The 24,320-nt window shown below is 50.9% G+C and carries 22 protein-coding genes; 8 read left to right on the top strand and 14 right to left on the bottom strand.

From position 1 onward, the window contains the following. Positions 1-3: 3 nt before the first annotated feature. The 6 genes from AB1756_06625 to AB1756_06600 form a co-directional block, all read right to left on the bottom strand. On the bottom strand, positions 4-990 hold the full coding sequence (locus tag AB1756_06625) for an SDR family oxidoreductase (protein MEW5807002.1): 987 nt from the start codon (positions 988-990) through the stop codon (positions 4-6). 94 nt (positions 991-1,084) lie between these two features. Then, entirely contained in the window at positions 1,085-2,383 is a 1,299-nt protein-coding gene (locus AB1756_06620) for a UDP-glucose/GDP-mannose dehydrogenase family protein (protein ID MEW5807001.1), read from the bottom strand. Positions 2,384-2,393: 10 nt separating this feature from the next. After that, a complete protein-coding gene (locus AB1756_06615) occupies positions 2,394-3,389 on the bottom strand; it encodes a GDP-mannose 4,6-dehydratase (protein MEW5807000.1) in 996 nt (331 codons plus the stop codon). Continuing rightward, positions 3,386-4,498, bottom strand: a complete 1,113-nt coding sequence (locus AB1756_06610) for an MlaD family protein (protein ID MEW5806999.1) — start codon at positions 4,496-4,498, stop codon at positions 3,386-3,388. Before AB1756_06610 ends, AB1756_06615 begins: the two co-directional genes overlap by 4 nt. Position 4,499: 1 nt before the next feature. Beyond that, positions 4,500-5,243 carry an ABC transporter ATP-binding protein gene (locus AB1756_06605; protein MEW5806998.1) on the bottom strand — a complete coding sequence of 248 codons (744 nt, stop codon included), beginning with the start codon at positions 5,241-5,243 and terminating at the stop codon, positions 4,500-4,502. Between the two features lie 90 nt (positions 5,244-5,333). Further along, on the bottom strand, positions 5,334-6,101 hold the full coding sequence (locus AB1756_06600) for an ABC transporter permease (protein ID MEW5806997.1): 768 nt from the start codon (positions 6,099-6,101) through the stop codon (positions 5,334-5,336). 164 nt (positions 6,102-6,265) lie between these two features. On the opposite strand from AB1756_06600, the gene AB1756_06595 reads away from it, so the two are divergent. Together AB1756_06595 and AB1756_06590 are read left to right on the top strand one after the other, a co-directional pair. Next, positions 6,266-6,967: a lysophospholipid acyltransferase family protein gene (locus AB1756_06595; protein ID MEW5806996.1), complete on the top strand. Its 702-nt coding sequence runs from the start codon at positions 6,266-6,268 to the stop codon at positions 6,965-6,967. A gap of 59 nt (positions 6,968-7,026) precedes the next feature. Continuing rightward, positions 7,027-8,430 carry an HD domain-containing protein gene (locus tag AB1756_06590; GenBank protein ID MEW5806995.1) on the top strand — a complete coding sequence of 468 codons (1,404 nt, stop codon included), beginning with the start codon at positions 7,027-7,029 and terminating at the stop codon, positions 8,428-8,430. A gap of 73 nt (positions 8,431-8,503) precedes the next feature. Here the strand turns inward: AB1756_06590 and AB1756_06585 are convergent, their stop codons facing one another. After that, a complete protein-coding gene (locus tag AB1756_06585) occupies positions 8,504-11,626 on the bottom strand; it encodes a hypothetical protein (GenBank protein MEW5806994.1) in 3,123 nt (1,040 codons plus the stop codon). Between the two features lie 175 nt (positions 11,627-11,801). Between AB1756_06585 and AB1756_06580 the strand changes: the two genes are divergently transcribed. The 6 genes from AB1756_06580 to AB1756_06555 all read left to right on the top strand — a co-directional run bounded on the left by AB1756_06580 (position 11,802) and on the right by AB1756_06555 (position 17,695). Next, entirely contained in the window at positions 11,802-12,611 is an 810-nt protein-coding gene (locus AB1756_06580) for an SAM-dependent chlorinase/fluorinase (protein MEW5806993.1), read from the top strand. A gap of 106 nt (positions 12,612-12,717) precedes the next feature. Then, positions 12,718-13,899, top strand: coding sequence for an acetyl-CoA C-acetyltransferase (locus AB1756_06575; protein MEW5806992.1), 1,182 nt, complete (start codon positions 12,718-12,720; stop codon positions 13,897-13,899). 52 nt (positions 13,900-13,951) lie between these two features. Beyond that, positions 13,952-14,995 carry an enoyl-CoA hydratase-related protein gene (locus AB1756_06570; protein ID MEW5806991.1) on the top strand — a complete coding sequence of 348 codons (1,044 nt, stop codon included), beginning with the start codon at positions 13,952-13,954 and terminating at the stop codon, positions 14,993-14,995. 80 nt (positions 14,996-15,075) lie between these two features. Next, positions 15,076-15,819 carry an SDR family NAD(P)-dependent oxidoreductase gene (locus tag AB1756_06565; protein MEW5806990.1) on the top strand — a complete coding sequence of 248 codons (744 nt, stop codon included), beginning with the start codon at positions 15,076-15,078 and terminating at the stop codon, positions 15,817-15,819. An 82-nt stretch (positions 15,820-15,901) separates the two neighbouring features. Continuing rightward, on the top strand, positions 15,902-16,663 hold the full coding sequence (locus AB1756_06560; GenBank protein MEW5806989.1) for an enoyl-CoA hydratase-related protein: 762 nt from the start codon (positions 15,902-15,904) through the stop codon (positions 16,661-16,663). A 12-nt stretch (positions 16,664-16,675) separates the two neighbouring features. After that, positions 16,676-17,695 carry a zinc-binding dehydrogenase gene (locus AB1756_06555; protein ID MEW5806988.1) on the top strand — a complete coding sequence of 340 codons (1,020 nt, stop codon included), beginning with the start codon at positions 16,676-16,678 and terminating at the stop codon, positions 17,693-17,695. A gap of 61 nt (positions 17,696-17,756) precedes the next feature. Here AB1756_06555 and AB1756_06550 read toward each other — a convergent pair whose 3' ends face one another. The 7 genes from AB1756_06550 to AB1756_06520 all read right to left on the bottom strand — a co-directional run. Beyond that, positions 17,757-20,321 (bottom strand): MMPL family transporter, encoded by a 2,565-nt coding sequence (locus AB1756_06550; protein ID MEW5806987.1) that lies wholly within the window; start codon positions 20,319-20,321, stop codon positions 17,757-17,759. Then, positions 20,321-21,229, bottom strand: coding sequence for a cation diffusion facilitator family transporter (locus AB1756_06545; GenBank protein MEW5806986.1), 909 nt, complete (start codon positions 21,227-21,229; stop codon positions 20,321-20,323). Before AB1756_06545 ends, AB1756_06550 begins: the two co-directional genes overlap by 1 nt. A 20-nt stretch (positions 21,230-21,249) precedes the next feature. Further along, positions 21,250-21,627: a holo-ACP synthase gene (acpS, locus tag AB1756_06540; protein MEW5806985.1), complete on the bottom strand. Its 378-nt coding sequence runs from the start codon at positions 21,625-21,627 to the stop codon at positions 21,250-21,252. A 20-nt stretch (positions 21,628-21,647) separates the two neighbouring features. Further along, positions 21,648-22,664, bottom strand: a complete 1,017-nt coding sequence (locus AB1756_06535) for a TIGR01212 family radical SAM protein (GenBank protein MEW5806984.1) — start codon at positions 22,662-22,664, stop codon at positions 21,648-21,650. Positions 22,665-22,781: 117 nt separating this feature from the next. Next, complete coding sequence (locus AB1756_06530; protein ID MEW5806983.1) at positions 22,782-23,531, bottom strand: metallophosphoesterase; 750 nt, start codon at positions 23,529-23,531, stop codon at positions 22,782-22,784. Continuing rightward, positions 23,528-23,971 (bottom strand): hypothetical protein, encoded by a 444-nt coding sequence (locus AB1756_06525; protein ID MEW5806982.1) that lies wholly within the window; start codon positions 23,969-23,971, stop codon positions 23,528-23,530. The genes AB1756_06530 and AB1756_06525 overlap by 4 nt, the downstream gene beginning before the upstream one ends. A 161-nt stretch (positions 23,972-24,132) precedes the next feature. Further along, positions 24,133-24,320, bottom strand: a 188-nt coding sequence (locus AB1756_06520) for a hypothetical protein (GenBank protein MEW5806981.1), incomplete at its 5' end; no start/stop codon positions are given.

Raw genomic sequence — 24,320 nt, 5'->3', positions numbered from 1 at the left:
GAGTCAGAATCTCTCTTTATACCAGTGAAGGGCTTTTTCGAGGCCCTCTCTGACAGAAACTTTCCCCTCGTACCCCAGGACAGTCCTTGCCCTGGAGATATCGGCCAGCGAGTCCCGGATGTCGCCGGGCCTGGGCGGCGCAAATTCCGGGTCCACCCTCTTCCCCGCAAGATCGGAGATGATGGCCAGGAGCTCGAGCAGGTCGATCCTGCTTCCACCGGCGATGTTGAAGACCTTTCCGAACGATCCCTTAGGGGCTTTCGCGGCTTTGATATTAGCCTCCACGACATTCCGAATAAAGGAGAAGTCCCGCGTCTGCTTGCCGTCGCCGTAGATGACGGGACGTTTTCCGCTGAGCGCAGCTGTGATGAACTTCGGGATGACGGCCGCATATTCGGAGGTCGGATCCTGCCTGGGTCCGAAGACGTTGAAGTATCGGAGCGAAACAGTGGGAAGACCGAAGAGGGAATGGAAGATCCTGCAATAGTACTCTCCTGTCAGTTTCTGCGTGGCATAGGGCGAGAGCGGGGACGGCGGCATCGTCTCGACCTTTGGCAGAACCTCGCTCTCACCATACACGGAGGATGAGGAGGCATAGACGAACCTTTCGATCTTTTCATCCCTGGCCGCCACAAGAAGGTTGAGCGTCCCCTGGATGTTGACCTCGCTCGTCGTGACCGGGTCTCTCACGGAACGGACGACGGACGGGATAGCGGCTTGATGCAGAACGAACCGACAGTCCTTCACCGCTCTTCTGGCTGTCTCCAGGCTCCTGATATCCCCTTCGATCAGCTCAAAATTTCCCTTCCCTCCTACCCGTTCTGACTTTCCTTTTCCCTCGGCAGCCCATTTCTCAGCTTCTTGGAGATTCTCCCTTCTGCCAGTGGAGAAGTTATCGATGACGCGGACGGAGTTCCCCTCTTTGAGAAGCTGCTCCACGATATTCGACCCGATAAAGCCCGCCCCCCCGGTGACCAGATAATCCGCCATAAAACCCTATCTCCTTTGTCAGGCAAGATGCCTGACCTATTCATTATTTATCACCGTCAGGCAGGATACCTGCCCCTATTCCGATGTTTTACTTCTAGCGGCCGACGCAGAAATATCTAAAGCCACGCTTTCGCATCTCTTCCGGATCATAGATATTCCTGAGATCGACGATGATGGGCTCTTTCAGGAGAGACTTGACCAGGTCGAGGTTAAGTTGACGGAACTGATTCCACTCGGTCGCCAGCACCAGGGCATCGCTCTCGGCAATGGCTTGATACTCATCGGCAGAATAGATCAGATACCTGTATTCGTCCCTGGCCACCGGCATGGCCGCCGGGTCGAAGACTTTAATCTTCACTCCCAGCGTCTGAAGTGCCTCAATGATCTTGAGGGCCGGCGATTCCCTGATATCGTCCGTATTCGGCTTAAAGGACAGCCCAAGGAAAGCGATGGTCTTCCCATCGAGATTTCCGCAGGCCTGTTTGATCTTTTCGACCATGATGCGAGGCCTTCTCTCATTGACCTCAATCACCGTGTTGACGATTCTCAACTCACAGCCGTGCTCTCTTGCGATCTTAGCAATCGCATTCGTATCTTTGGGGAAGCAGGATCCCCCGTAACCGGGACCAGGATGAAGGAATTTCCTTCCTATCCTGTTATCAAGACCCATCCCTCTCGCCACGTCATGGACGTCGGCTCCCACTCTTTCACACAGGTCAGCGATCTCATTGATGAATGAGATCTTTGTAGCGAGAAAGGCATTCGAGGCATACTTGATCATCTCTGCCGTCACTACGTTTGTGATCACGAAAGGAGTCTCGATGAGGTAGAGGGGGCGATAGAGGTCTTTGAGGATTGCGATAGCCTGATCGTCTTCCGCGCCTATGACCACTCTATTCGGGTGCATGAAGTCTTCTATCGCTGAACCCTCCCTGAGAAACTCCGGATTCGACGCCACGCTGAAAGAGAAACGCCCTTTCCGGTTCTCATTGATGAGCCGTTTGATCCTCTCGCCCGTTCCCATGGGAACCGTGCTCTTCGTGACGACGACTTTGTAGCCGTTAAGGTTCTCCGCGACTGCATCGGCAACTTCCTCCACAAAAGTGAGATCTGCGCTCCCATCCTCCGTCGGCGGTGTTCCTACGGCAATGAAGATAACCAGCGAATCCTGAATTGCCTTGCTTAGATCGGTCGTAAAGGTCAGTCTTCCTGTCCTGCGATTCTTATTGACTAACTCCTCGAGTCCTGGTTCATAGATCGGGATCTCACCGTTCTCAAGCGCTCTGATCTTCTCCACCACTTTATCCACACAGGTGACATTGACTCCGAACTCCGAAAAGCAAGCTCCGGTGACCAACCCCACATATCCCGTTCCCACGACTGTGATATTCATTCGTCACCTCTCAACGAAATGTTCTCTGACCAGTATCCTTATACCATTCGACAAACACTTTCAAGCCGGCATCAACGGGGAATTTGGGAGCGTATCCCAGGATTCTGGCCGCTTTTCTAATATCCGCACATGTTGTATGTACATCTCCTGGCTGATGAGGAAGGACCCTCACTCTGGCCTTTTTTCCGAGCAGGGCTTCCAGTTTTTTGATCAATTCAGTAATTGAAGTTGTCTTTGATTCACCGAGATTGATGATCTCATACCCGGAGACATTCTCTATGGAGGCCATTACCCCATCGATGATATCTTCGATGTAAGTGTAGTCTCTGCTGCTCTTCCCATTCCCGTACTGTGTTAGTTCTTCGTCCCGGTCAATCATCCTCGTAAACTTATGGATGGCCATCTCCGGCCTCTGTCTCGGGCCGAAAACAGTGAAGAACCTCAGGCAATGGATTGCCATCCCGTAGAGATGATGATAGGTGTAGCAGAGTAGTTCCCCCGCCTTTTTTGTGGCCGCATAGGGTGAGACGGGATAATCTACATTATCATCCTCGGAGAAGGGAACTTTCTCTGCATTCCCATAGACGGAGGAGGATGACCCGAAGATGAACCTTTTCACGCCGTGCTTATGGCAGGCTTCTAGAATTATCGCCGTCCCCCTCACGTTGACATCGTTATAGATGACTGGATGATCGATGGAAGGGCGGACTCCTGCTCTTGCGGCAAGATGAACTACAATATCAGGCGTATGCCGGCCGAACACGAAATGGATGAACTCCTCATCCCGGATGTCTCCTTCCAGAAGCTGGTAACGAGGATCCATGGACGCTTTGCTGATGTTCTGCCTCTTGACATTCGGGTCGTAGAAGGGATCGAAGTTATCAATAACGGTAACTTCGTATCCTTTTTCAAGGGACCGTTCCGCCAGATGGGAGCCAATGAATCCCGCTCCCCCCGTGATTAGAATATTTTCCATGAATGCTTCTTCCCCCGTTCTTACAGTCATTCGCTCCTGGAAATCTGTTTTTCACCCTTCTTCTTATAATGGCGGATGAGACCGCCTGCAATCTTGCTCGACTTGACTCCCTGGACGACGTTTCTCAGGTCCTCATAAACTGTAGGGTCATTGATGAGAGCGCCAACTGTCCCCTCCCCCTTGTCGATCTTTTCCGTGATGGACGCCAGATGAGCCACAAGCTTCCTGAAATCAGCCGCCACGTTTTCCGAATACTCCTCATCGTTGAGCAACTTCCCGATAAGCCCGGTCTTGCTGTCCAGTCTCTCGGCGATCCTGTTGATCTTTGCCGCCGCCTCTTTCAATTCCTCAAGGGTCTGTTCCCCTTTCCCTCCTTCCGTCAGGAGGTCCCCGATGGCTCCCTCTCTTCTGTCCACCTTCTCGAGCAGAGAGTTGACTTTGTTTATGGCATTTTTTATCTCAACGATGTCTTTCGCCGTCTCCTCATCGTAGATGAGCTTCCCGATCAGCCCTTCCCCGCTCTTCACCTTTGCAAGTATCGCATTCGTCGAATCGATTGCGCTTTTCAAGTTTGCAAGCCCCTCCTTGCCAAATTCGGGATTCGTGAAGACCTCTCCCAAGATCCCCTCGCCTCGATCAATCGGTTCCAGCATCTTCCTCAGGGTGTTCGTGATCTCATTCAGGTTCTCTGCGATGTTTTCACCGGTCTCGATGAACCTCATCTCTTCTTCTACCGGGATCTTGGAACCAGGGGGAAGCGCCGGTTTCACTGGATCACCGGGAGTCAGTTCGATGTATTTCTCTCCGGAGAGAATCTGGAGGAACTTCAGAGAGGCTCTCGTCTCTTCTCTGATTCTGCTCTCGTAAACCTTGTCCACGGCTATCTTGATGTCAATCCCCTTGAATTGCGGATCGATGGGAAGGTTGATCTCGTCCACGGTCCCGACCTGAACGCCGGAGAGGCTGACGGGAGACCCCTTGCTCAATCCGTTTGTATTAGGAAAGTTAACCAGGTAATAGACCTTTCTGGCGAAGAATTTCGATTCTTCTCCGACGGCCATGATCCCGATGGCGAAGATGAGCAATGCCAGCGTGATGATGATCCCTACACTCAATTCCTTGGTCAACCTTTTTGTCATTTTATCTCTCCTCCCCTCTGATGAAACTGCTTAAAAGAGGATCGTTGCTCTCTTTAGCGCCGTTCACGGTTCCCAGGAACCTGATGCTTCCATCGTATAGAAAAGCTACGCGGTCCGCAACCGTGAATGCCGAGGTAATGTCATGCGTGACGACGATTGAGGTAACCCTTAGCCTCTGCTGGAGGTTCTTAATCAGCCGGTTAATGTTTCCTGCGATGATGGGGTCGAGCCCCGTCGTAGGTTCATCGTAGAGGATGCATTGCGGTTCAAGGACAATCGCACGCGCGAGGGACACTCTTTTCTTCATCCCGCCGCTCAAGTCCGAGGGCATGAGGTGCTCCACGTTTTCGAGCTCGACGAGATCCAGTTTCTCTCTGACTCTGGCCACGATCTCCTCTTCGCTCATGTTCGTGTGTTCCCTCAGAGCGAAGGCAACGTTATCGAAAACATTCATCGAATCGAAGAGAGCTCCCCCCTGAAAGAGGACGCCAATCTTCCTGCGAACCGGAATCAACTGCACTTCGTCGTAATCGGTGATTCTTTCCCCTTCCACGTATACATCCCCCTCATCGGGCTTCAACAGCCCGACGGTATGTTTCAGAAGGACGGACTTTCCGGTACCGCTTCCCCCAAGAATGACGATGGTCTCTCCCTTGAAGATTTCTAGATTGAGAGATTTCAGGACATGATTCTTCCCGAAAGCCTTATGAAGATTTACATATTTGATAAAGCAATCGTCATTCATTTCATTAACTCCATCCTGTCCAGGGAACTTTGCATCAAAGTATGATTGTACCAGGCCAGATGAGCCATGAGAACCACCTCTGTCCTTCCTTCACTCAAACAGGATGAAGAGTTTGGTCAGGAAGAAGTCGGCGATGAAGATCGATATGGATGCCATGACCACGGTATTGGTCGTCGCCTTCCCCACTCCGTCAGCTCCTCCCGAGGCCGTCAGCCCGTTGTAACAGGCGATAGTAGAGATGATGATGGAAAAGAAGAAGGTCTTCCCGATCCCGTTCAGGATGTCAGCGATGGTCATCGCCTTTATGACATGCTGCATGAAGTACTGACCGGTCTGTCCAATCTCGTATATGGCGATGAAGCAGCCGCCCATTATCCCGATGAAGTCTCCCAGAATGGTGAGCGTCGGAATGATTATCAAAAGCGCCAGGACTCTCGGGACGACGAGCTTCTTGATAGGACTTGCAGCAAGGGCTCTAAGGGCATCGATCTGTTCCGTCACGTTCATCGAGCCGAGCTCTGCCGTGATCCCGGCTCCTACACGGCCCCCTATCATAAGCGCCGTGAGAACAGGACCGAGCTCGCGGACTATTGAGAGGGCGACCAGATCCCCTATATATATCCTGGCACCGTACGGTCTCAGCGAATAGGATGTCTGGAGCGACAGGACCATCCCGGTGAAAAGCATGGTCAGGTTGGTGATGGACATCGACTTTACGCCGGTCTCGTAAAGCTGGTTCAGGATGAGTTTGAACTCGTAAGGGGGCTTGATCCCTATGCTGATTGTATCCTTCAGCAAAAGGAAGAGTCCCCCGATGATTTTGAGGAAATTCCTGATGTAATCAAGGATCGTGTTCATCCTCCAGTATTTAAATGCTTCGTGCCTGCCCTTACCTCAACAAGAATCTTGATCATTGCGATCGAATTTGATTTTATATAATAGGTTGCGACAAATCAACGAAAATGTTCAAGAGATGTTTCTCGCTAACAATAATTCATGATTTACGATAGAATCATGCGGTCATGATACTATCCATGATCAAATGGGTTGCCATAGCCTTCTATACTATCGTTCTCGGCCTTTCTGCAATCCTTCTTTCTTTCCTCCTTCCGGGCAGCGATATAGTTCCGCTGTCAGGGAAACTCTGGAGCTATCTCATAATCAAGACGGCAGGAGCAAGGCTCTTCATCTCCGGCATGGAGAACATTGACCGTGAGATACCCTGCGTATACATATCCAACCACCTGAGCAACTTTGATGTCTTCGCGCTCATCAACATCCTTCCGGCAAGAACGAGGATCATTGCAAAGAGGTCTCTCTTCTTCGTTCCCATCTTTGGCTGGTCCATCTACCTGGCAGGGTATATCTCGGTAAAAAGGGATGATCGGGAAGGAGCCATGAAGTCTTTCGAACAGGCTGCGGAAAAGATCAGGAAGGGACGGCCGATCCTCTTCTTCGCGGAGGGAGCAAGGAGCCCGGACGGAAAACTCCACCCGTTCAAGAAGGGAGCTTTCCTCATTGCCCTGAAGGCTGGCGTTCCGATCATCCCCATATCGATATCAGGAAGCCATCGGGTAATGCCTCTGAAATCTTTCAGGATCTGTCCTGGAGACGTATCCATCGTCATCGGCAAGCCCATCTTTACGGAGCGTTACACCGTCAGTTCAATCAATATCCTGATGGAAGATGCTCGCTCCTCCATAGCCCAGAATCTGAAATCCTGATGAACTCTACTCTGCGAATGAGTTAAAATATAAGATAGTGAATTGCAGCGATATGCCCTATGAAAGCGATCGAGAGAAAAATCCAGAAGAAGATAGAAGGCGATAGGGTCCTCTTGCTCATATCCCAGACAGCCCAGCAGCACGGTATCTATCTTTACATTGTCGGCGGCTTCGTCAGGGATGCACTTCTAAAGTCAGACAACAGGGACATCGACTTCGTCATCACCAGAGGAAACCTCTCCTTTTACAAGAAGATCGAAGAGAGACTCGGGCATAGGGTGATCACATTCAGGAAGAAAGGGGTCGTCAACAGGAGGGTCACCGTGGATGGAAGGGTCTTCGATTTCGTGGATGCATCGAAGAAGGGGATCGAGAGGGAGCTCTCACGGCGCGATTTCACAATCAACAGCATCGCCTACTCCTTGAGAGGAAAAAAGATCGTCGATCCTCAAAATGGGATCCCCGACCTGAGGGAGAAAGTCATAAAGAGAAACAGCAGGAGCGTTTTCCGGAATGACCCGTTGAGGATGATTAGAGCCATCAGGCTCACATGCGAGAAAGAAGCATTCACAATCGAAGGGAACACGTTCCATCAGATCAAGAGCAGCCCTGAAGCCATCAGAAGAGTATCAGGCGAGAGAATCAAAGAAGAACTGGACAGGATCATGGCAACCTCCTTTTCCTCTAAAGGAATCGCCCTTCTTTACGAAACGGGGCTCCTCAAGAACATCATCCCGGAGCTGGCTCCCCTCGAAAAGTGCCCGAAGGGAAAAAGGCACTCCCTAGACCCCTGGCACCACACGGTGCGGGCTCTATATTTTGCCGACCATCACGAGAGACTCTGCGCCGATCTCGGGATAATATATCCGCTGCTCCGGGAAGATCTACTCCTCTTCAAGTATGCCCTTCTTTTCCACGATATTGCCAAGCCGCAGACATTCTCAGAAGACGAGAAAGGAGATATTCACTTCTTCCACCACGAGCAGGTCTCCTCTACCGTTGCATCAAGGATCATGAAACGCTTAAGATTCCCCGGTAAATTGGCCGACGATGTGAGGAAACTTATTGAGCTTCATCTGCGCCCGCATCTTCTCGCGGAGACCTCCCCCTCCGACAAGGCGCTTGCGAGGCTCATCGTCGAATCGAAAGAGCTGACCGAGCTTCTCGCCATCGTCGCCCTTGCCGATGGAATGGCCACCGCCGAATCCGATGATTCCCCCAGGATAACTGAACTGAGAAAGCTTTTAGCAAGGCTTCTGGAGATGCACCGAGGACGGGCGCAAAAGCCGGACATATCTTCGAAGCTCGTCTCAGGAGAGGATGTGATGAAGATCCTGGGATTATCCCAGGGTCCCCGGATCGGGAATATATTGAAGAAGATCGAAGAGCTCCGCATCTCCGGCGAGCTCAACAGCCGCACCGAAGCTCTCCATTACCTCTCCACACTCGCCCTCAACAAATAGCGACAATAATCACAATAGTTAGAGAAGAGGAGTTTCCTCAATTTTCAGTTCTCAATTATTGTAGGGGAGACATTCAGAAGAGTTTGAAGAGGATAATGAGGAATTCGTGAGAGCCATCCAGCTCTTCAATGTCAGAACGTAAGGCATAGCCGTAATCAAAGGCGATGATCGTCTTCCAGGGACCCACGAAATTTGTCGTGAGCCCAGCCCCTGTAAAGGCATTGTAGCCGTCCGAGATCTTCCTATCCTTGATCCTGGCATGATCTATCTGAGCATCGAACCGGATGATCTTGAAGAAGTTAAAGCTATACTGGCCTCTGGTGATCATCCCCCGCTCGAACCTGATTCCTGAACCGCCGAAGCCCCTAACCCGTGTCACGAAATAGCCTATGTTGTACTTGCTGAACCGGTCAAGGTCACTTCCTGACATCCACTCTCCTTCAAACCTCATCTTCTGAAATCTGGGGAGATAGAATTCCTTGGAGGCAGAGGCGAAATATCGGAAGAAATCCTTATGTTCGGGGTCGTAATCGGGAAACTCTCCAGAGGGCCCCGGGATACCCCATGCTTCCCATTTACTCCTATGGTGGAAGCTCGCTCCCGCCTGGATGCCATAACCCGACTTGTTTAACTCTCCTATCATGCCAAACCCGTAGACCATTGTCTTTGAGGGAATGACAAGGTCAACGTGTGTCTCATCTGAGCGGCTGAACGACATATAATCCAGACTTAAAGTTCCCCGGACTTTGAAGAAGTTGGCGATCGGATAACCAAGGTTGATGCCGAGATACTCACTGAGGTACTTGACGTTCTGGTCCTTGATCTCCACCCCCATCTCGAAGAGGCGGTCCTCGCGTTTGATGCCTACGCCGACGAAATCAAGCCCAAAATCGAACCTGCTCTTGAGGAAATCGGCGTCTGTCACGTTCAGCGTCGCCAGGATCCCTCCGAAGAAGAGGTCCGTCTGAATCTTCCTCTTTCTGAAGTTGTAATCGAAGAAGTTGACACCTGCAAGCGGAATGGGATTCTCAAATGAGTTGTCCTTGTACAATCCTCCGATGGCAAAGACCTGGCTCGTATCAACCTCCTCCTTGATGACCCTCTCTCCTCTATCATTCTTCGAGAAGTATCGATACCCCTTCTCCGTATCCTTGAGGATCTGATGATCGGAGCGGTGAGCCTCCATCTGCTTCTCCTGGAACGCATCTGAATTGATCCTGAAATCTGTAAAGTCGACCTCTCTCAGGACGACGAAATTCCTTCCGCCTGCAGAGAAGATCTGCTGCCCTTCGAGCCGCTTCAGCAGCCAGTACTCGAAGCCGCTGCTGCCCTTAATTGGTTCGTAGAAGCTGCTTTCTTCGCTGGAGATAACTGGAGCATCGAGTCCGGTCTGAACGGTGTATAGTCTTACGATGGCATAGCTCTTCTTATCGATCCAGGCTTTCCCCCTGTACCTGCTCGATCCATCCTGAACGGGAGCAAATTCGAGAACGTAGCAGTTGAACTCCTTCATGCGGCCATCGCCAGTATATTTATAGCTGTAGCTCCTGTCGAGATGGATATCGAGGGGAAGGACGACGACTTTCTCCGGCTGAACAAGTGGAAGCTCGGGAATCTCCTTCCATCTGAGTCTGTTTCCGTTGATGAAATACTCCGTCTGCTCCCATTCGGTTCCTTCATTTCTCTTCCAGTAGAAGTTGTTTTTCATGGAGACATCCACTGTCCCGCTGGAGCCTCCCATTTTGAAATGAAAATCCACTCTTCCGCTTGCCATGTAGTTTGCAAGCCTCTCGTCCTGCGCCGACCGGAACTCCTGGTGCCTTGTGATAATCTCCTCGGCAGTGATGACCTTTCTTTCGGAAACGTCGATCATCTCTTTCTTTTCATCAAAGCCGGGGGTTGCCATCCCCTTTTTGAACTGGATGAATAGTGGATAACCCTTGAGAGGAAGAGTCGCTTCATACTTTCTGTTCGGCACCTCCTCCTCTTTCTCAGGCTGCGCCACCTTATCGAATTTATAGACACTCATCCAGAGATCCTCGGTGAGGTCATAGAGATATGCACCTTTCAGGTCGTTCTCGGCGATCCTTACCTTAACCTTTTCCGGGAAGCTTGTCATCGTTCCATCCGGATGATAGGCGATGATAATTTTGAAATCTTCAGGACTGAAATATTTTGTATATCGAACACCAACCTCTTCCCCTTCCGGCGATATGAATTCGATGCTTTTGACCTCTTCATAGCTTTTTGAATAGGACGGAGTGAAGAGCTGGTGTAGTCTCAGAAGAGTTTTCTTGAGATCTACGCCAGGAAAGCTCTCGCCGGACAGAGAAAACAGGAGCAGCTCTGATTCCTTCTCCCTTGCTGCGACGATGGATCGTATGGCGGTAGAAGGGTCGGGGACGGAATCGTCCCACTCTTCCATGAGCCATATCTCTGAAGATGGGTCGTACTCGAGAACCATATTCTGGATGGACCTGTAATCCTCATCGCGGAGCTCTCCTTTCGGATATTTCAAGAGGATGGCATCGATGTAGGTAGCCGCTTCATTCTGGTAGATCGATTCCAGCCATGTTCCGCTCTTTATGCTGAACGCCCCAGCCAGGACAACCGCACCGGAGAATTCCGACCTGATCTTTATGGCGCTGTTCTTAAGGAGGAAGGCATACTCTTTCGAATCAAGCAAAGCGCCTTTCCCGAAAGCCCCATCCGGAGAATCCCAGACCTCAAAATATCGGACCTTATCCTTAAACCTGAATACCGCTTCCCGCAGGAACGGAAGCCACCGATCTAAATATGTTTCTAATGCTTTCTCTCTCTCGCTTTCCGCGATGGTCATCTGAAAAGAGGAATCGACGAACGTAAGGATAACACAGTAGCCTGATCCTGTTAGTGAACCTATTGTAGAATCCAGATCGCTCCACGCGAATAGACCTTCGCCCTTTTCTGTTCTTGTCATGTCGGCAATGACTCGCTGGTAGAGCGGATTCTGCTTGCTGATCGATTCATCGACAATCGGCGGTGTAAGTATCGCCGCATCCAGCGAATGGAAATAAAAGCCGACACCCATTGCAGGATACACAGAGGCTTCACCGCTGAAGGCAGGCAGCACGAGCAGGGCAAAAGAATGCATGAGGACAAAAGAACAGATAAACCTGCCTTCCGCGCGTTTCATCTTTCTTGTCTCAAGTGCCATCTTGTAATCCTTAAAAGTTTTTCTGATTGCCAGCATGCCCAAAGCTCTCACAACATCCCTCAATCTTCGGTCTAAAAAGACTAACAGCAAAAGCATTCCCTGTCAAAATGGATGAGGATTTTGCATTTATTGAGCTTGACTTTAAAATGAATTATGAAATATATTTACACGCACCATGGAAGAAAGGCCGCCCATCATCACTATGATCACAGACTTTGGCTCCGATGATCATTACGTCGGCAGCATGAAAGGAGTCATCCTCTGGATCAATCCCTCCGTCAATATAGTCGACATCACACACAACGTGCGCCCGCACGACATCATGGAAGGTGCATTCATCCTTAAGAACACATACAGCTATTTTCCTCCATCGACCGTGCACCTCGTCGTGATCGATCCTGAAGTGGGGACCGCCAGACGGCCTATCGTCGTTAGAACCGAACACCATTACTTCGTCTGCCCGGACAACGGAATTCTCACCTTTGTTCTCGCGGGGGAATCGGTAATACTGGCACATGAGATCACAGCCGGGCATTACCGGAGAGCGAGCATCAGCCCAACATTTCATGGCAGAGACGTCTTCGCCCCGGCGGCAGCCTGGCTCAGTCGCGGCATGAACCTCTCTAACTTTGGCGATGAAATTCAGGATCTGAAAAAGATCGAGCTTCCAGTCCCGCGGATCCTTAATGATGGAAGGATCCTCGGTCAGGTCATCCATATCGACCGCTTCGGGAATGCCATCCTCAATGTTAATCTTGACTTTCTCCACCAGATCGACATGGACATTCTCAACAGGCCAATCAGGATAAAATCCGGAAACACGATCATCACCGAACTGAAGAAAACTTATGCTGAAGGGGAGCCTGGAAAGCCGTTCTTCCTTCTTAACAGCTCCAACTTTCTGGAAATCGCCATGAACAAGAGCCCAGCCGCCTCGATTCTCACCCTCAGGAGGGGCTCTGAAGTCCAGATCGAAATCGAATAATCCCCCACAAAGCCAAAAAATCTCTTGTATGAGTATGTCTTTGTGTGTTATATAAAAGGGCTTGCCCCGTTAATTTTCTTAATTTGAAAACAGAAAAGGAGACGCGATGAAAAGTGTTTTTCTGGCAGGAGCGGTAAGGACGCCAATCGGGAAGTTTGGCGGAGCTTTTGATAAAGTAACTGCCGTCGAGCTGGGAACGATTGCAGCTAAAGAGGCGATGATCTGCGCCGGGATAAAAGCCGACGTCGTGGATGAGCTTATCTTCGGAAATGCGAGGCAGGCAGGCAGCGGGCCGAACCCGGCAAGACAGATTGCTCACAAAGCCGGGATTCCCTTCACCGCGCCTGCTTTCACGGTCAACAAGGCCTGTGGATCGGCGCTCAAATCTATAATCCATGCCTATCAGGCCATCGTCTTCGGCGATGACGATGTTGTCCTGGCTGGCGGTACAGAGAACATGAGCAGGGTCCCTTTCATGATCGAAGACATGAGATGGGGATTTCGCATGGGGCACCAGACGCTCCTCGACGGGATGTATCGCGATGGTTTTTTATGTCCACTGAGTAACATGGTTATGGGTGAGACGGCAGAGAAGCTCGCAGAGATCTACGGCATCTCTAGAGAAGAACAGGACCGATACGCCACACAGTCCCAGAACAGATGCGAGGCCGCCAAAAAGAAGGGGCTCTGGAAGGAGGAGATCGTCCCGGTTCCCATAGCCGGCAAGAAAGGAGAGACGACGTTCGTCGAAAACGACGAGCATCCAAGAGATGGGGTTACGGTGGAATCAATGGCAAAGCTTCCTCCTGTCTTCAAGAAGGGAGGGACCATCCATGCCGGCAACTCTTCAGGGATCACTGATGGTGCCGCCGCCATCGTCGTCGTCTCTGAAGAGAAAGCAAAGAAACTAGGCGTCAACCCCATGGCCAGGATCGTCGCCTATACAACCGCCGGCGTCGATCCGACCATCATGGGGATCGGCCCGGTTCCCGTGGTAAAGAAACTCCTCGCAAACACAAAGCTCACGCTCAAGGATATCGATCTCATCGAGGTAAACGAAGCCTTTGCCGCTCAGGTCCTTGCCTGTGACCGGGAGCTGCACTTCGACATGGAAAAAACTAACGTAAACGGAGGAGCCATTGCCCTCGGGCATCCTATTGGCTGCACTGGAGCCAGGATCGTCGTCACCCTTCTCCACGAGATGAAGAGAAGGAAATCCAGATACGGGCTTGCGACGCTCTGCATCAGCGGTGGAATGGGAATGGCCATGCTCCTCGAATCTGTATGACGTGATAAAATTATAGCGGACAATTCTCAAAATCTAAAGATGAGGTGAAACTATGGGATACTTCAGATCAAAACCTGCCGAAGAGTTCAAGTTCCAGGACATCATCTATGAGAAGAAAGACTGGGTGGCGAAGGTCACCATCAATCGACCGGGCTTTTTTAACGCTTACTCTACCCTTGCGCTCCAGGAGATGATTCAGGCCTTCACGGATGCCTCCTGGGACGATTCCGTTGCCGTCGTCGTTCTCACAGGAGCTGGAGACAGAGCATTCTGCACGGGTGGAGATGTCAAGGAGTATGCGGAAGAATACACGAAGAAGCCTCGAGACTACTGGAAGTGGATGGGCGTCTTCAACACGGTGCACGATGCTTTCCGCAACATCGGGAAGCCGACCATCGCCAGGATAAACGGGATGGTCGTTGGCGGGGGCAATGAGTTCAACATGGCCTGTGACCTTGCCATTGCCGCCGAGCATGCCTACATCCGGCAGGTCGGGACAAGCGTTGGAAGTGTAGCCTGCGGTGGTGCCACGCAGTGGCTACCCATCATGGTCGGAGACAGAAGGGCAAGAGAGATCCTGTGGCTCAACGAGGAGATACATTCCTGGAAGGCTTTAGATTGGGGACTCGTCAACCAGGTCGTACCTTCCGTGAAGGGTCCCGATGATAAATGGCTTTCCCTGAAGACTTTTGGGGAGGCCAAGGCGGCACTCAAGAACAAAGAAAACAGGATAGACCTTAGCGCACTTGACGAAGCCGTCGATACGATGTGTAAGAAACTCGTCCAGAAGTTCCCGGAATGCCAGAGATACACGAAGCAACAGACGAACTTCTGGAAGGACCTCTCCTGGCACATGACGATTGGCCATGCGAGGGACTGGCTTTCCCTTCATTACACTTCCTGGGAGCCGATGGAAGGAATGAACGCATTCGTGGAGAAACGTCCCGCTAATTATCTGAGATTGAGACAGCTTGCTGCCGATGGGAAATCGAGCGAGTTCATGTGGGGGCCCTACACGCAGAGATGCAAGAATTGTGGAGCCGGGGGAATCCCTTCCGAGTTCAAATTCTGCGGCAACTGTGGTGCTAAACTTTGATCGAAATCGAATGAAAGGTAATTGATCCCCTCCCTCCCGGGACTGGATAAAGGGAAGGGTGAGCATTCAGGAGAACAAACATGCAACTCGAAGGAAAAAAAGCAATCGTCACAGGAGGCAGCCTTGGTATAGGGGCATCCATCGCCCTGGAGCTGGCTAGAGAGGGCTGCGACGTTGCCATCAATTACAGGAAGCATGATGAGGAAGCCAGAAAGATCGTCGCAGAGATTGAAAAGCTCGGACGAAAGGGGCTCCCCATCAAGGCTGATGTAGCTTACTTCAAGGATGCCGTGAACATGGTGGAAGAAGTCATCAAGAGTTTCGGCGGCCTCCACATCCTGATCAACAACGCGGGAATAAACAGGGATGCAGTAATCTGGAAGATGACCGAAGAGCAGTGGGATGAAGTCATAAATATAGACCTCAAGGGGTACTTCAACTACGCGCGGGCCGTCGCCCCCATCTTCAAAGAGCACAATTTCGGCAAGATAGTGAACGTTACTTCCATCAATGGGTTGAGGGGAAAGTTCGGGCAGACGAATTACTCCGCAGCGAAAGCTGGGATAATCGGCTTCACGAAAGCTCTGGCCAAGGAACTCGGGAAATTTAACGTCAACGTCAATGCAGTCGCTCCCGGACTCATCGAAACTGACATGATCAAGAACGCACCGCAGAGCGTGCGTGATGCCGCTCTTTCCGAGATAGTCCTGGGAAGGATCGGTAAGCCAGAGGAGGTTGCTTCGGTCATCGTCTTCCTTTGCTCGGAGAGGGCACGCCACATCACCGGCGAAGTCATCAAAGTGGACGGAGGCCAATATATTTAGAGAGGTAAACATTCGGAGAATGGGTGGAGCAAAGCTTTTCAAATGTCTTGTTGTAAATTAAATACAGTGAAAGAGGGATCGAATGGGAAAGCATATTGAAACGCTCTTTAAAGACCACGTCTTCACCATCACCCTCAACAGACCTCCTTTGAACATCCTCAACGTTGAGATGATGGATGAACTGAGCGGCGTTCTTTTTCAGGCGGATTCTGAGGAAACGAAACTCATCGTCCTGACAGCGACAGGTAAAGCTTTCTGCGCTGGTGTGGATGTCTCCGAGCATAGAGGAGACCTCGCCAAGAAGATGATCGCCTCCTTTCACAGGATCTTCCGCGTGATGGAAGAGATCCGATCACCCATCCTGGCTGCCGTCAACGGGATCGCCCTGGGAGGAGGCTGCGAGCTGGCCATCGCCTGCGATATGATAGTCGCCTCCGAGAGAGCGAAGTTCGGACAGCCGGAAATCAAGGTCGGCGTCTTACCGCCGATTGCCGCCATCATGATTCACGGGATCATTTCCCTGAAAAGAGGCTATGAGTTCCTCCTCTCCGGTGACCCGCTCAGTGCCGAGGAAGCATGGCATGCAGGATTCATCAATAAAGTTGTGAAAGCCGACCTTTTCGAGGAGGAGCTTCAGAATTTCGTCAAAAGATTCTCTTCTCTAAGCCTTCCCGTGCTGAGACTGACCAAGAAGAGCATCAAAGCCTCTCAGAGAAGATCATTCAGCGATGCTCTCTCCGAGGTGGAAATGATCTATCTTCAGGAGTTGATGAAAACAGAAGATGCCGAGGAGGGACTAAGGGCATTTCTCGAGAAACGCGACCCCCGATGGAAGAACAGATGATGAGGAGGAATTATGAAAGCAGCATTATTCTATGGACCAGACCAGAAGCTTAAGATCGAACAAGTTCCAGACCCGAAGATCAAGCCGGGAGAGGTCCTCGTGAGGGTGGCCGCATGCGGTGCCTGCCACACGGACCTGCATTACATCGATCACGGCGTAAAGACATTCAAACAGCCGCCCATGATACTGGGTCACGAACCTTCAGGAATTATCGAAGAGGTGGGAAGTGAAGTCAAAGAGTTCAAGAAGGGAGACAGAGTCCTGCTGCCAGCGGTCCTGACCTGTGGAACCTGCTACTTCTGCCGGACCGGCCGCGAGAATATCTGCCAGTCGATGATCATGTTCGGAAACCATATCGATGGAGCCTATGCCGAATATGTCGCCGCTCCCGCTAAAGATATCTTCCATCTCCCCGACGAACTGCCACTCCATGAGTCGTGCATCATCGCCGACGCTATCTCAACTCCCTATCATGCCGTTAAGAACAGGGCCGAAGTGAGACCTGGCGATACAGTTGCCATCTTCGGATGCGGAGGGATCGGGATGAACGCCGTTCAGATGGCAGCCTCGACTGGAGCAACTGTCATCGCAGTCGATGTCGTAGATTCCAAGCTCGAACTCGCTAAGACCCTGGGCGCAAGCATCGTCATAAATGCCAAACAGGTGGATGCCGCCAAGGAGATCAGGAAGCTGACTGGCGGCGGTGCCGACATCGCTATGGAGGCGATCGGAAATCCCAGGACCATCGAAGCCGCCTTCTCCTCTCTCCGAAAGGGAGGAAGGCTCTGTGTAATAGGCTATTCGGCGGAGAGCATTACCCTCCCCGCATCGAAGATCATGTTCTTCGAGATGGAGGTAACCGGCTCCCTCGGATGCCGCCCAGTTGACTATCCGAAGATCATCGAAATGGCGAGGATGGGTAAAATCAAGGTCGAACCGCTCGTGACGGCACGGTTCTCACTCGATGCAATTAATGAGGCGTTCGATACGCTGCGCAGAGGAGAAGGACTCCGCGCTATCATCGTCCCATAAGCGTATATGGGTAAACCTTCAACCCTGAAAGATAAAGACTATTGCTCTAAAGTCACCAAATCTATATATTCTCCCGATGGTAGAAGGCGGTAAGCAGGGCGGGAAGGAAGATGATAGCGCTCAGGAGTGTCGCGCCAATCCCGAAGATTGCGACGATCCCGAGCCCCACCAGTCCAGGATAATCCGCAAAGACTAAAGAACCAAACCCAGCGATTGTCGTCAGTGAAGTCATGATCAGGGCTCGCCCGGTGTGGTGGAAGATATGGCGAAGATTCTCCTTCTCTAAGACGAACCTGTTGACTATATGGATGCCGTTGTCTATCCCTATCCCGAGGATGACCGGAACGATGGAGATACTGATAATGTTGAACTCTAGTCCGAAGAGAGCCATTCCACCGATTCCCCAGATCACTCCTGCTATGAGAGGAGTGACACTAAGCAGGACGTAGTAGGGTTTTTTAAAGTGTAGAAATAAGATTAAGACAATGGCAAGAAACGCGATGATGGAAGAGACGAATACGCTTTTTCTGATGAGCTTCCTCAACTCCATTCCGAGGACTTTCATGCCAACGACCTGGACCGAATCGTCGATCTCTTTCATCTCCTTCATGATGCTCGTGAGTACATCCCCCCCTGGATGGTCCATTTCAGGATAGACGTAGGTCACCTGGCTATAGCCACTTCCATTGGAACTCACAAAAATCTCCACTATGCTCCTCAAGGAAGAATCCCGAAGTTCGGAAAGCGTGATCGGCTTGTCGATGTTGAGGGCGCTCCGGATATTATCAACGATTTTTCCATACCCTTCGTCGACGCGGAATCCTTGCTTGATCATGCTGTCGATGAGAGTCTCTCTGATGCGGGATATGTCGAAGGCGGCAGGGTCTTTCTTTTTTTCCTCTTTCAGCCAGCTTATGTTCCTCTTCTGCTCATCTATGGGGGGGAGGATCATGCTGATCGACCGGAAGGAAATGACCTCGCCGTTCCTGACAAGCTTCTCAAGACGCGATGCTATCCTGGCGCTGAGTTGCAAAATCCCCTCCTCGGAATCCGATTCGGCAACGATCATGGTCGAGACCATCGCAGAACCTATCTTCTCAACGATCCTCTCCTGGAGCTCTATGGCAGCAATCCCTTTCGGTCGAAGACTCATGAAATCCTCTTCGATCCTCAATTTGAACATCATGACCAGACAGATGATGGTTATCCCGATGCACGCAATGATGATCGCCCTGTAATGCTTTATGATCCGCTTCGAGATTCGTTCAAGACCGAACGTTGTCATCCCTCTCCTTCTGTCTCTAACCCATTTGACCCGGATCCCGATGGATATCAGAGCGGGAAGAATGAGGAACGTAGCCAGGAAACATATGATCATTCCGCTCCCGCAGATAAGCCCGAGCTGAAAGAGTCCCTTGAAATCAGAAAAGAGGGCGGCGTAGAATGCAACGGCCGTCGTCATCATCGCCGAAAAGATTCCGACGCCGGTCTCGGACATCGTGTTATCGAACGCGGGGATGAGCGACCTCTTGAGATGCATCTCTTCCAGGTATCTGTTGTACAGGTGAATGCAGAAGTCGATTCCGAGTCCCATGAGGACGGCGGCACTGGCTCCGGTGAAGAAATTGATGCTTCCAATCGTGAAGTAGGTGAAGCCCATCGTCCAGATGAGTCCCACGATGAGCGGGATACCGGCGTAGATGGGCGAAAGGATCCGCCGGAAAGTGAAAAGGAAGAGCGCCATGACGCCCAGGAAAGACGTCAGGATGGTCAGTATCATGTCTTTTTTGAGGAGCCCGTCGTAGGCCAGCGAGATGAGATACCCGCCCGTCAGCCCCACGGAAATTCCCGGGATATCCTCTTCCTCTTCTTCCTTGAGCTCAATGCCTGCCTCCGATATCGCCTTTTTCACTTTATTGACGATGACGCGGCAGAAGGCAATATCCTGAGGCGGCTTGACCGGCTTAACTAGCATGAGGAGCATGGTCATGTCGCTGGAGAAATAGTATCCATCGTGGAAGGAGATTTTCAGCTTTCCCCTGCCGAGGTCTATCTTGCCGAAATATAGCGAACGCAGATTGAGGAAATCGTAGTTGATGGCTTCCTTCACTATGATGGAGGCAGGAGACAGAAGAATCCTGCGATTCTCCTCGACCTGTCTCTGAATCTCCTCATCGCTAAGTTTCTCTTTGAGTCTCTCCAGACCTTCCCTATCAAGGTAGAGGAGGGCATATTTGAAGAAATTCTTCTGGATGAAATCCTGAAGCTCCTCCCTGATCCTGTAATCGATGAACTTGATCTCTTCCTCACCCTGAAGCTTCTGGTAGATGGCATCCGCCAGATTCTCCCTGATGTCAGCGTCCTCTTCTCCCATCCCCTCGATGGCGATGATGAGATAATCGGTGGTTCCATACCTGTCCATAGCCTTCTGGAAGGCTCTCACGACAGGTGAATCCTGTGGCAGGAAATCCTCGATTCGGCTCTGGAACTGCAGTCGCGTGGCAAAATAGCCGGCGACGATTGTGACGAGAATCACGGCGAGAAGAACTGTCCGCGGATGTTTTACGGAGACCCTTCCGATTCCAACGAGGAGTCTCTGGAGTACTCCCCTCTTATGTGAGTTCATCAACAGATTCCCTCGCATCGTCCGTAGTCTTCCGATTCTATCTGTATGGTGACATGCTCGATCTGGAACTTATCCCTGAGGGTTCTCCTGGCTGTGTTCAGGATCTGATCGCATCGGTTGAAGGATTCTTTCCTGACGACGATGTGCCCGCTCAGCGCAACCATCCCGGTCGTGATGCACCATACATGAAGGTCATGTACCTCTTTGATCCCTTCGATCGACTCGATTGCGTCGCTGACATCCATGAGCTCGATCCCTGATGGAATCGCCTCCAGAAGGATGTCCACGGATTCCTTGATGAGCCTGATTGAACCGTATACGATGACCGTCCCTATTATCATCCCGATGATCGGATCAATCTTCTGCCACCCTGTTAGAGCGATGATGCCTCCTCCGATTATGACCCCGATGGAAGATAGAGTGTCTCCGAGGACGTGGAAAAAGGCTCCTCTAATGTTCAGATTTTCTCTCCTTTTCGAGAGGATTGCCAGGGCTATGGCGTTTGCAACGAACCCGATCGATGCTATTGCGACCAGGAGCGGAACATTTATCAATCTGGGAGAGACCATGCGTTCGTATGATTCATAGAATATCCCCATGGCAATGATGGTCAGCAGGACTCCGTTCAGAAGTGCCGCGAGGATCTCAAGCCGGTAGTAGCCATAAGTCTTCCTTGCCGTCGCCGGCCTTGATGCAAAGAGGATGGCAAAGAAGCTCAGGGCAAGAGCCAGAGCATCTGTCAGCATGTGTCCCGCATCGGACATCAGGGCGATGCTGTTGGACAGCCAGCCGCCGACGAACTCCAGAACCATGATGACTGTTGTCATTATCAGAGCAGTTAGAAGCGACGTCCTCTCGGCACCTCTAGAAAGGCCTATTTCATGATGATTTTCCGTTTTTCTGTTCACCAGGTGGATCCTGATTCTACCTATCCTTCGATGATGACGATAGCCGCGGCATAATCTTTATGGTGGGAAAGGGAACAGTGAACCTTCCTTCCCCCCAACTTCTGAAATATCTTCTCGGCTTCGCCAGTGAGGACGATATACGGCGCTGCCGGTGGCACTGATACGACCCCGATATCCTTCCAGCTTACTCCCCCACTCCAGCCTGTAGCAAGCGCCTTCATGGCAGCCTCCTTCGCCGCAAATCTTGCCGCAATGGATGGGAGATGGTCGCACAGAGAATTACAGTATCTCATCTCTTCCTCGGTAAAGACTCGCTTCAAGAAGCTCTCTCCCTGGTTTCTGATCGCCTCCTCGATCCTTGCGACCTGAACGATGTCTATTCCTGTTCCCAGTATCATGGATCTTCTCGCGTGGGTTATTATAAAGGAAGAGCCGCTTTTGCAATGCAGGTTCGGGATTCCCGCGGTCGGCTTCTGAGCGCACCCATCGCTTTCTCGAGAAACATGGAGAGAGCCTTTTCATCGTATCTGGCTCCCTGGGATGTTCTTCTTTTCTTCAATTCGGCATTTATCATTTCCCGAATCTCGAGTTTCCTGCGGCACCAGGATGGAGCAACAAGAATGTCGTCAGGCGCATCTCCTGAAAGTCTGAGGATGGCCGTTTGGGGCGGAAGGATCTCCAGGGAATCTGCCACAAGAGAAACGTACTCCTCCATCGTCAGCAGGGATACCTTTCCTTCTCGATACATCCTCTCCAGCACGGTATTCCTCATGACGTGGAGATTGTGAAATTTGATGCCATCGAATCCGAGAGCGGAGACCAGCCTGACGGTATCCATCATTTCTTCATGGTTTTCCCCGGGAAGACCATGGATGATGTGCGTTGCCAGCAGGATTGTTCTCCTCCTTTTTGCCCTGATAATGGCATCGATAAAAGTCGCGAGGTCGTGCCCCCTGTTAATGAGATTGAGAGTTCTATCATGCATGGACTGAAGCCCGATCTCGAGCCAGATCATGTACTTCCCTGTGTAGCTTTCCAGTAGATCGAGCACCTCTTCCGGAACGCAATCAGGTCGCGTTCCGATGGAGATGCCTACGATATCATCGGATATCAGGGAGCTATCGTAGATATTCTTCAGATCCTCGACTGAGGCGTATGTATTCGTGTAAGGCTGGAAGTAGATGATGAACTTGCTGGCCCTTTTCTTTTTTGAGAGGAGATCCATCCCCTTTTCGACCTGTTCATGGATGCTTTCTAGGCGCTGTCTAAGGTTCGGATTGAATCCTTCATTGTTGCAATAGATGCATCCCCCCCGTCCCCTGCCTCCATCCCTGTTCGGGCATGTGAAGCCTGCGGCAACGGTGACCTTCCAGACGCGGCATCCAAACCGCTCTTTAAGATCGTCTCCAAAGCTTCTGTACAGTCGTCCTTGCATGTGCTCAACCCATCTCAACGCCACATAATACCAATTTTCCCCTTCCCTTTCCATCAAATTGGCTTGCGTTCGCCGTCGTTTTTATCTTTCAGGGTTGAAGGTTTACCTGGCTAAAGATTATTGGAATAATGAGCCGGTATCATTTTGAAAGTCGACGAAGCGCCCCTCTTTTCCGGGCTCAAAGAGGAGGTATCTCTTCTCGTCTTTCCAGGCGGGCATCGAATAGAGGAGTCTCCTGCTGCCGTTGATGTTGAATTCGAAGATCTCCTGCTTATGGAGATGACCTATGACGACGATGTCAAAGCTTTTGTTCAGCATGCGTTCTCCAAAAGCGCGGCATTTATCATAGGGGAAATACGATCTGTATTTAATATTCGTTTCCTTGAGCATCCTCTTTATTTTTTTCGCCATTACGGCTTCGGCACTCAGAGGGAGTACATTAAAGCTCCTCCAGACAAAACGGCTTTTGGAGATTCTTCTCCAGAAGAGATAAGCCTTATCGTCCGTATTGACCATGTCGCCATGTGAAAGGTAGAATCTTCTTCCATCGAATTCTTCCGCAAGTTCGCCATTCGAAACCGCATCGAACGGGTCGCCGAGATAGCAGTGCCTGATGTGGAAATCCCTGTTACCTTCAATATATAGCAGCCGGACGCCTGCCATCTTCAGCGCCCGCAATTGATCGATGATATTGCTGTGATAATCCTGTTCCAGCCTCTTCTTGGCGACCCATAGGTCAAACAGGTCGCCAAGGATGCAGAGCGTCCCGGTGGTAGGATAGGTCTTCTGGAGGAAATTCCGGAAAATGGAAACCTCTTTGGGATTCTCATTGATGTGGGCATCAGCAACGAAAACGAGATTTTTCATTTCTTCTGCTCGATCTCCTCATCCAGATCCTTTACGCTCTCTTCGAGTTCCTTTATTTCCTTCTTCAGATCGGTGACCTCTTCTCTGTTCATATCCTGATCTATGAATAACTCCTGGAGCTCTTTTCTTGCTTTACGGAGGGCTCTCTGCGCCTCTTCTCTGGTCTTTTTCAGCATTTCCATGCTTTCCTGCCCTGCTCGTTGCGCGGCTCTGCGAGCCCCTTCTTTTGCCTTTCTCAACTCGTATTTTAGCTGCTGAAATTCATCTGAAGCTTTCGCAGTAGCCTTCTTGAACTCTTCCTTTGCCTGAGAAAATGTTCTCTTGATATCCCTGCCCGCTTCTTTCATGGATTCTTTAAGATCCTTCTTTTCTTCCGTCTCACAGGCTAAAAGAAGGAAAACAATAGAGACGACAACTAAAATCTTTAAGAATCGTGCCACGTTTTTAGTTCCCAGGAAAAAGAAAGCAAGTGCACCTGCCAAAAGTCTTTCATATTTTATCACAAGTTAAAGGTGATAAAATTTTTATTGCTGTTCCATCGACAGCAAAAGAAGCGGAAGAAAGGCTTTTGGAAAACCAATGCTTCTTTCAGATGCCGGCATTACGGGCATGGATTGCTATTTGGGCGCTCTGTTCCTCCCGTTCTGTATCCTAATGTCCCCTCACCGAAGCAGTTCTCACCGTCCACAAGATAGTAGAATCCATTCCCCGCCGTTGCCGGATTCTCAGGATCCTTAGTAGCGGTGTCCGTGGAGCCGTTCTCGAAGCAGACATGATTGTAATTGAACG

Source organism: Acidobacteriota bacterium (assembly GCA_040752675.1).
Lineage (GTDB): Bacteria > Acidobacteriota > Polarisedimenticolia > JBFMGF01 > JBFMGF01 > JBFMGF01.
Note: the sequence above shows the minus strand (reverse complement) of the source record. Positions and strands in the feature narration are given on the sequence as shown.

Excerpts from the sequence above, each read along its gene's own strand:
- AB1756_06625 (MEW5807002.1), bottom strand. The coding sequence starts at position 990 with ATGGCGGATTATCTGGTCACCGGGGGGGCGGGCTTTATCGGGTCGAAT.
- AB1756_06620 (MEW5807001.1), bottom strand. The coding sequence starts at position 2,383 with ATGAATATCACAGTCGTGGGAACGGGATATGTGGGGTTGGTCACCGGA.
- AB1756_06615 (MEW5807000.1), bottom strand. The coding sequence starts at position 3,389 with ATGACTGTAAGAACGGGGGAAGAAGCATTCATGGAAAATATTCTAATC.
- AB1756_06610 (MEW5806999.1), bottom strand. The coding sequence starts at position 4,498 with ATGACAAAAAGGTTGACCAAGGAATTGAGTGTAGGGATCATCATCACG.
- AB1756_06605 (MEW5806998.1), bottom strand. The coding sequence starts at position 5,243 with ATGAATGACGATTGCTTTATCAAATATGTAAATCTTCATAAGGCTTTC.
- AB1756_06600 (MEW5806997.1), bottom strand. The coding sequence starts at position 6,101 with ATGAACACGATCCTTGATTACATCAGGAATTTCCTCAAAATCATCGGG.
- AB1756_06595 (MEW5806996.1), top strand. The coding sequence starts at position 6,266 with ATGATACTATCCATGATCAAATGGGTTGCCATAGCCTTCTATACTATC.
- AB1756_06590 (MEW5806995.1), top strand. The coding sequence starts at position 7,027 with ATGAAAGCGATCGAGAGAAAAATCCAGAAGAAGATAGAAGGCGATAGG.
- AB1756_06585 (MEW5806994.1), bottom strand. The coding sequence starts at position 11,626 with ATGGCACTTGAGACAAGAAAGATGAAACGCGCGGAAGGCAGGTTTATC.
- AB1756_06580 (MEW5806993.1), top strand. The coding sequence starts at position 11,802 with ATGGAAGAAAGGCCGCCCATCATCACTATGATCACAGACTTTGGCTCC.
- AB1756_06575 (MEW5806992.1), top strand. The coding sequence starts at position 12,718 with ATGAAAAGTGTTTTTCTGGCAGGAGCGGTAAGGACGCCAATCGGGAAG.
- AB1756_06570 (MEW5806991.1), top strand. The coding sequence starts at position 13,952 with ATGGGATACTTCAGATCAAAACCTGCCGAAGAGTTCAAGTTCCAGGAC.
- AB1756_06565 (MEW5806990.1), top strand. The coding sequence starts at position 15,076 with ATGCAACTCGAAGGAAAAAAAGCAATCGTCACAGGAGGCAGCCTTGGT.
- AB1756_06560 (MEW5806989.1), top strand. The coding sequence starts at position 15,902 with ATGGGAAAGCATATTGAAACGCTCTTTAAAGACCACGTCTTCACCATC.
- AB1756_06555 (MEW5806988.1), top strand. The coding sequence starts at position 16,676 with ATGAAAGCAGCATTATTCTATGGACCAGACCAGAAGCTTAAGATCGAA.
- AB1756_06550 (MEW5806987.1), bottom strand. The coding sequence starts at position 20,321 with ATGAACTCACATAAGAGGGGAGTACTCCAGAGACTCCTCGTTGGAATC.
- acpS (MEW5806985.1), bottom strand. The coding sequence starts at position 21,627 with ATGATACTGGGAACAGGAATAGACATCGTTCAGGTCGCAAGGATCGAG.
- AB1756_06535 (MEW5806984.1), bottom strand. The coding sequence starts at position 22,664 with ATGCAAGGACGACTGTACAGAAGCTTTGGAGACGATCTTAAAGAGCGG.
- AB1756_06530 (MEW5806983.1), bottom strand. The coding sequence starts at position 23,531 with ATGAAAAATCTCGTTTTCGTTGCTGATGCCCACATCAATGAGAATCCC.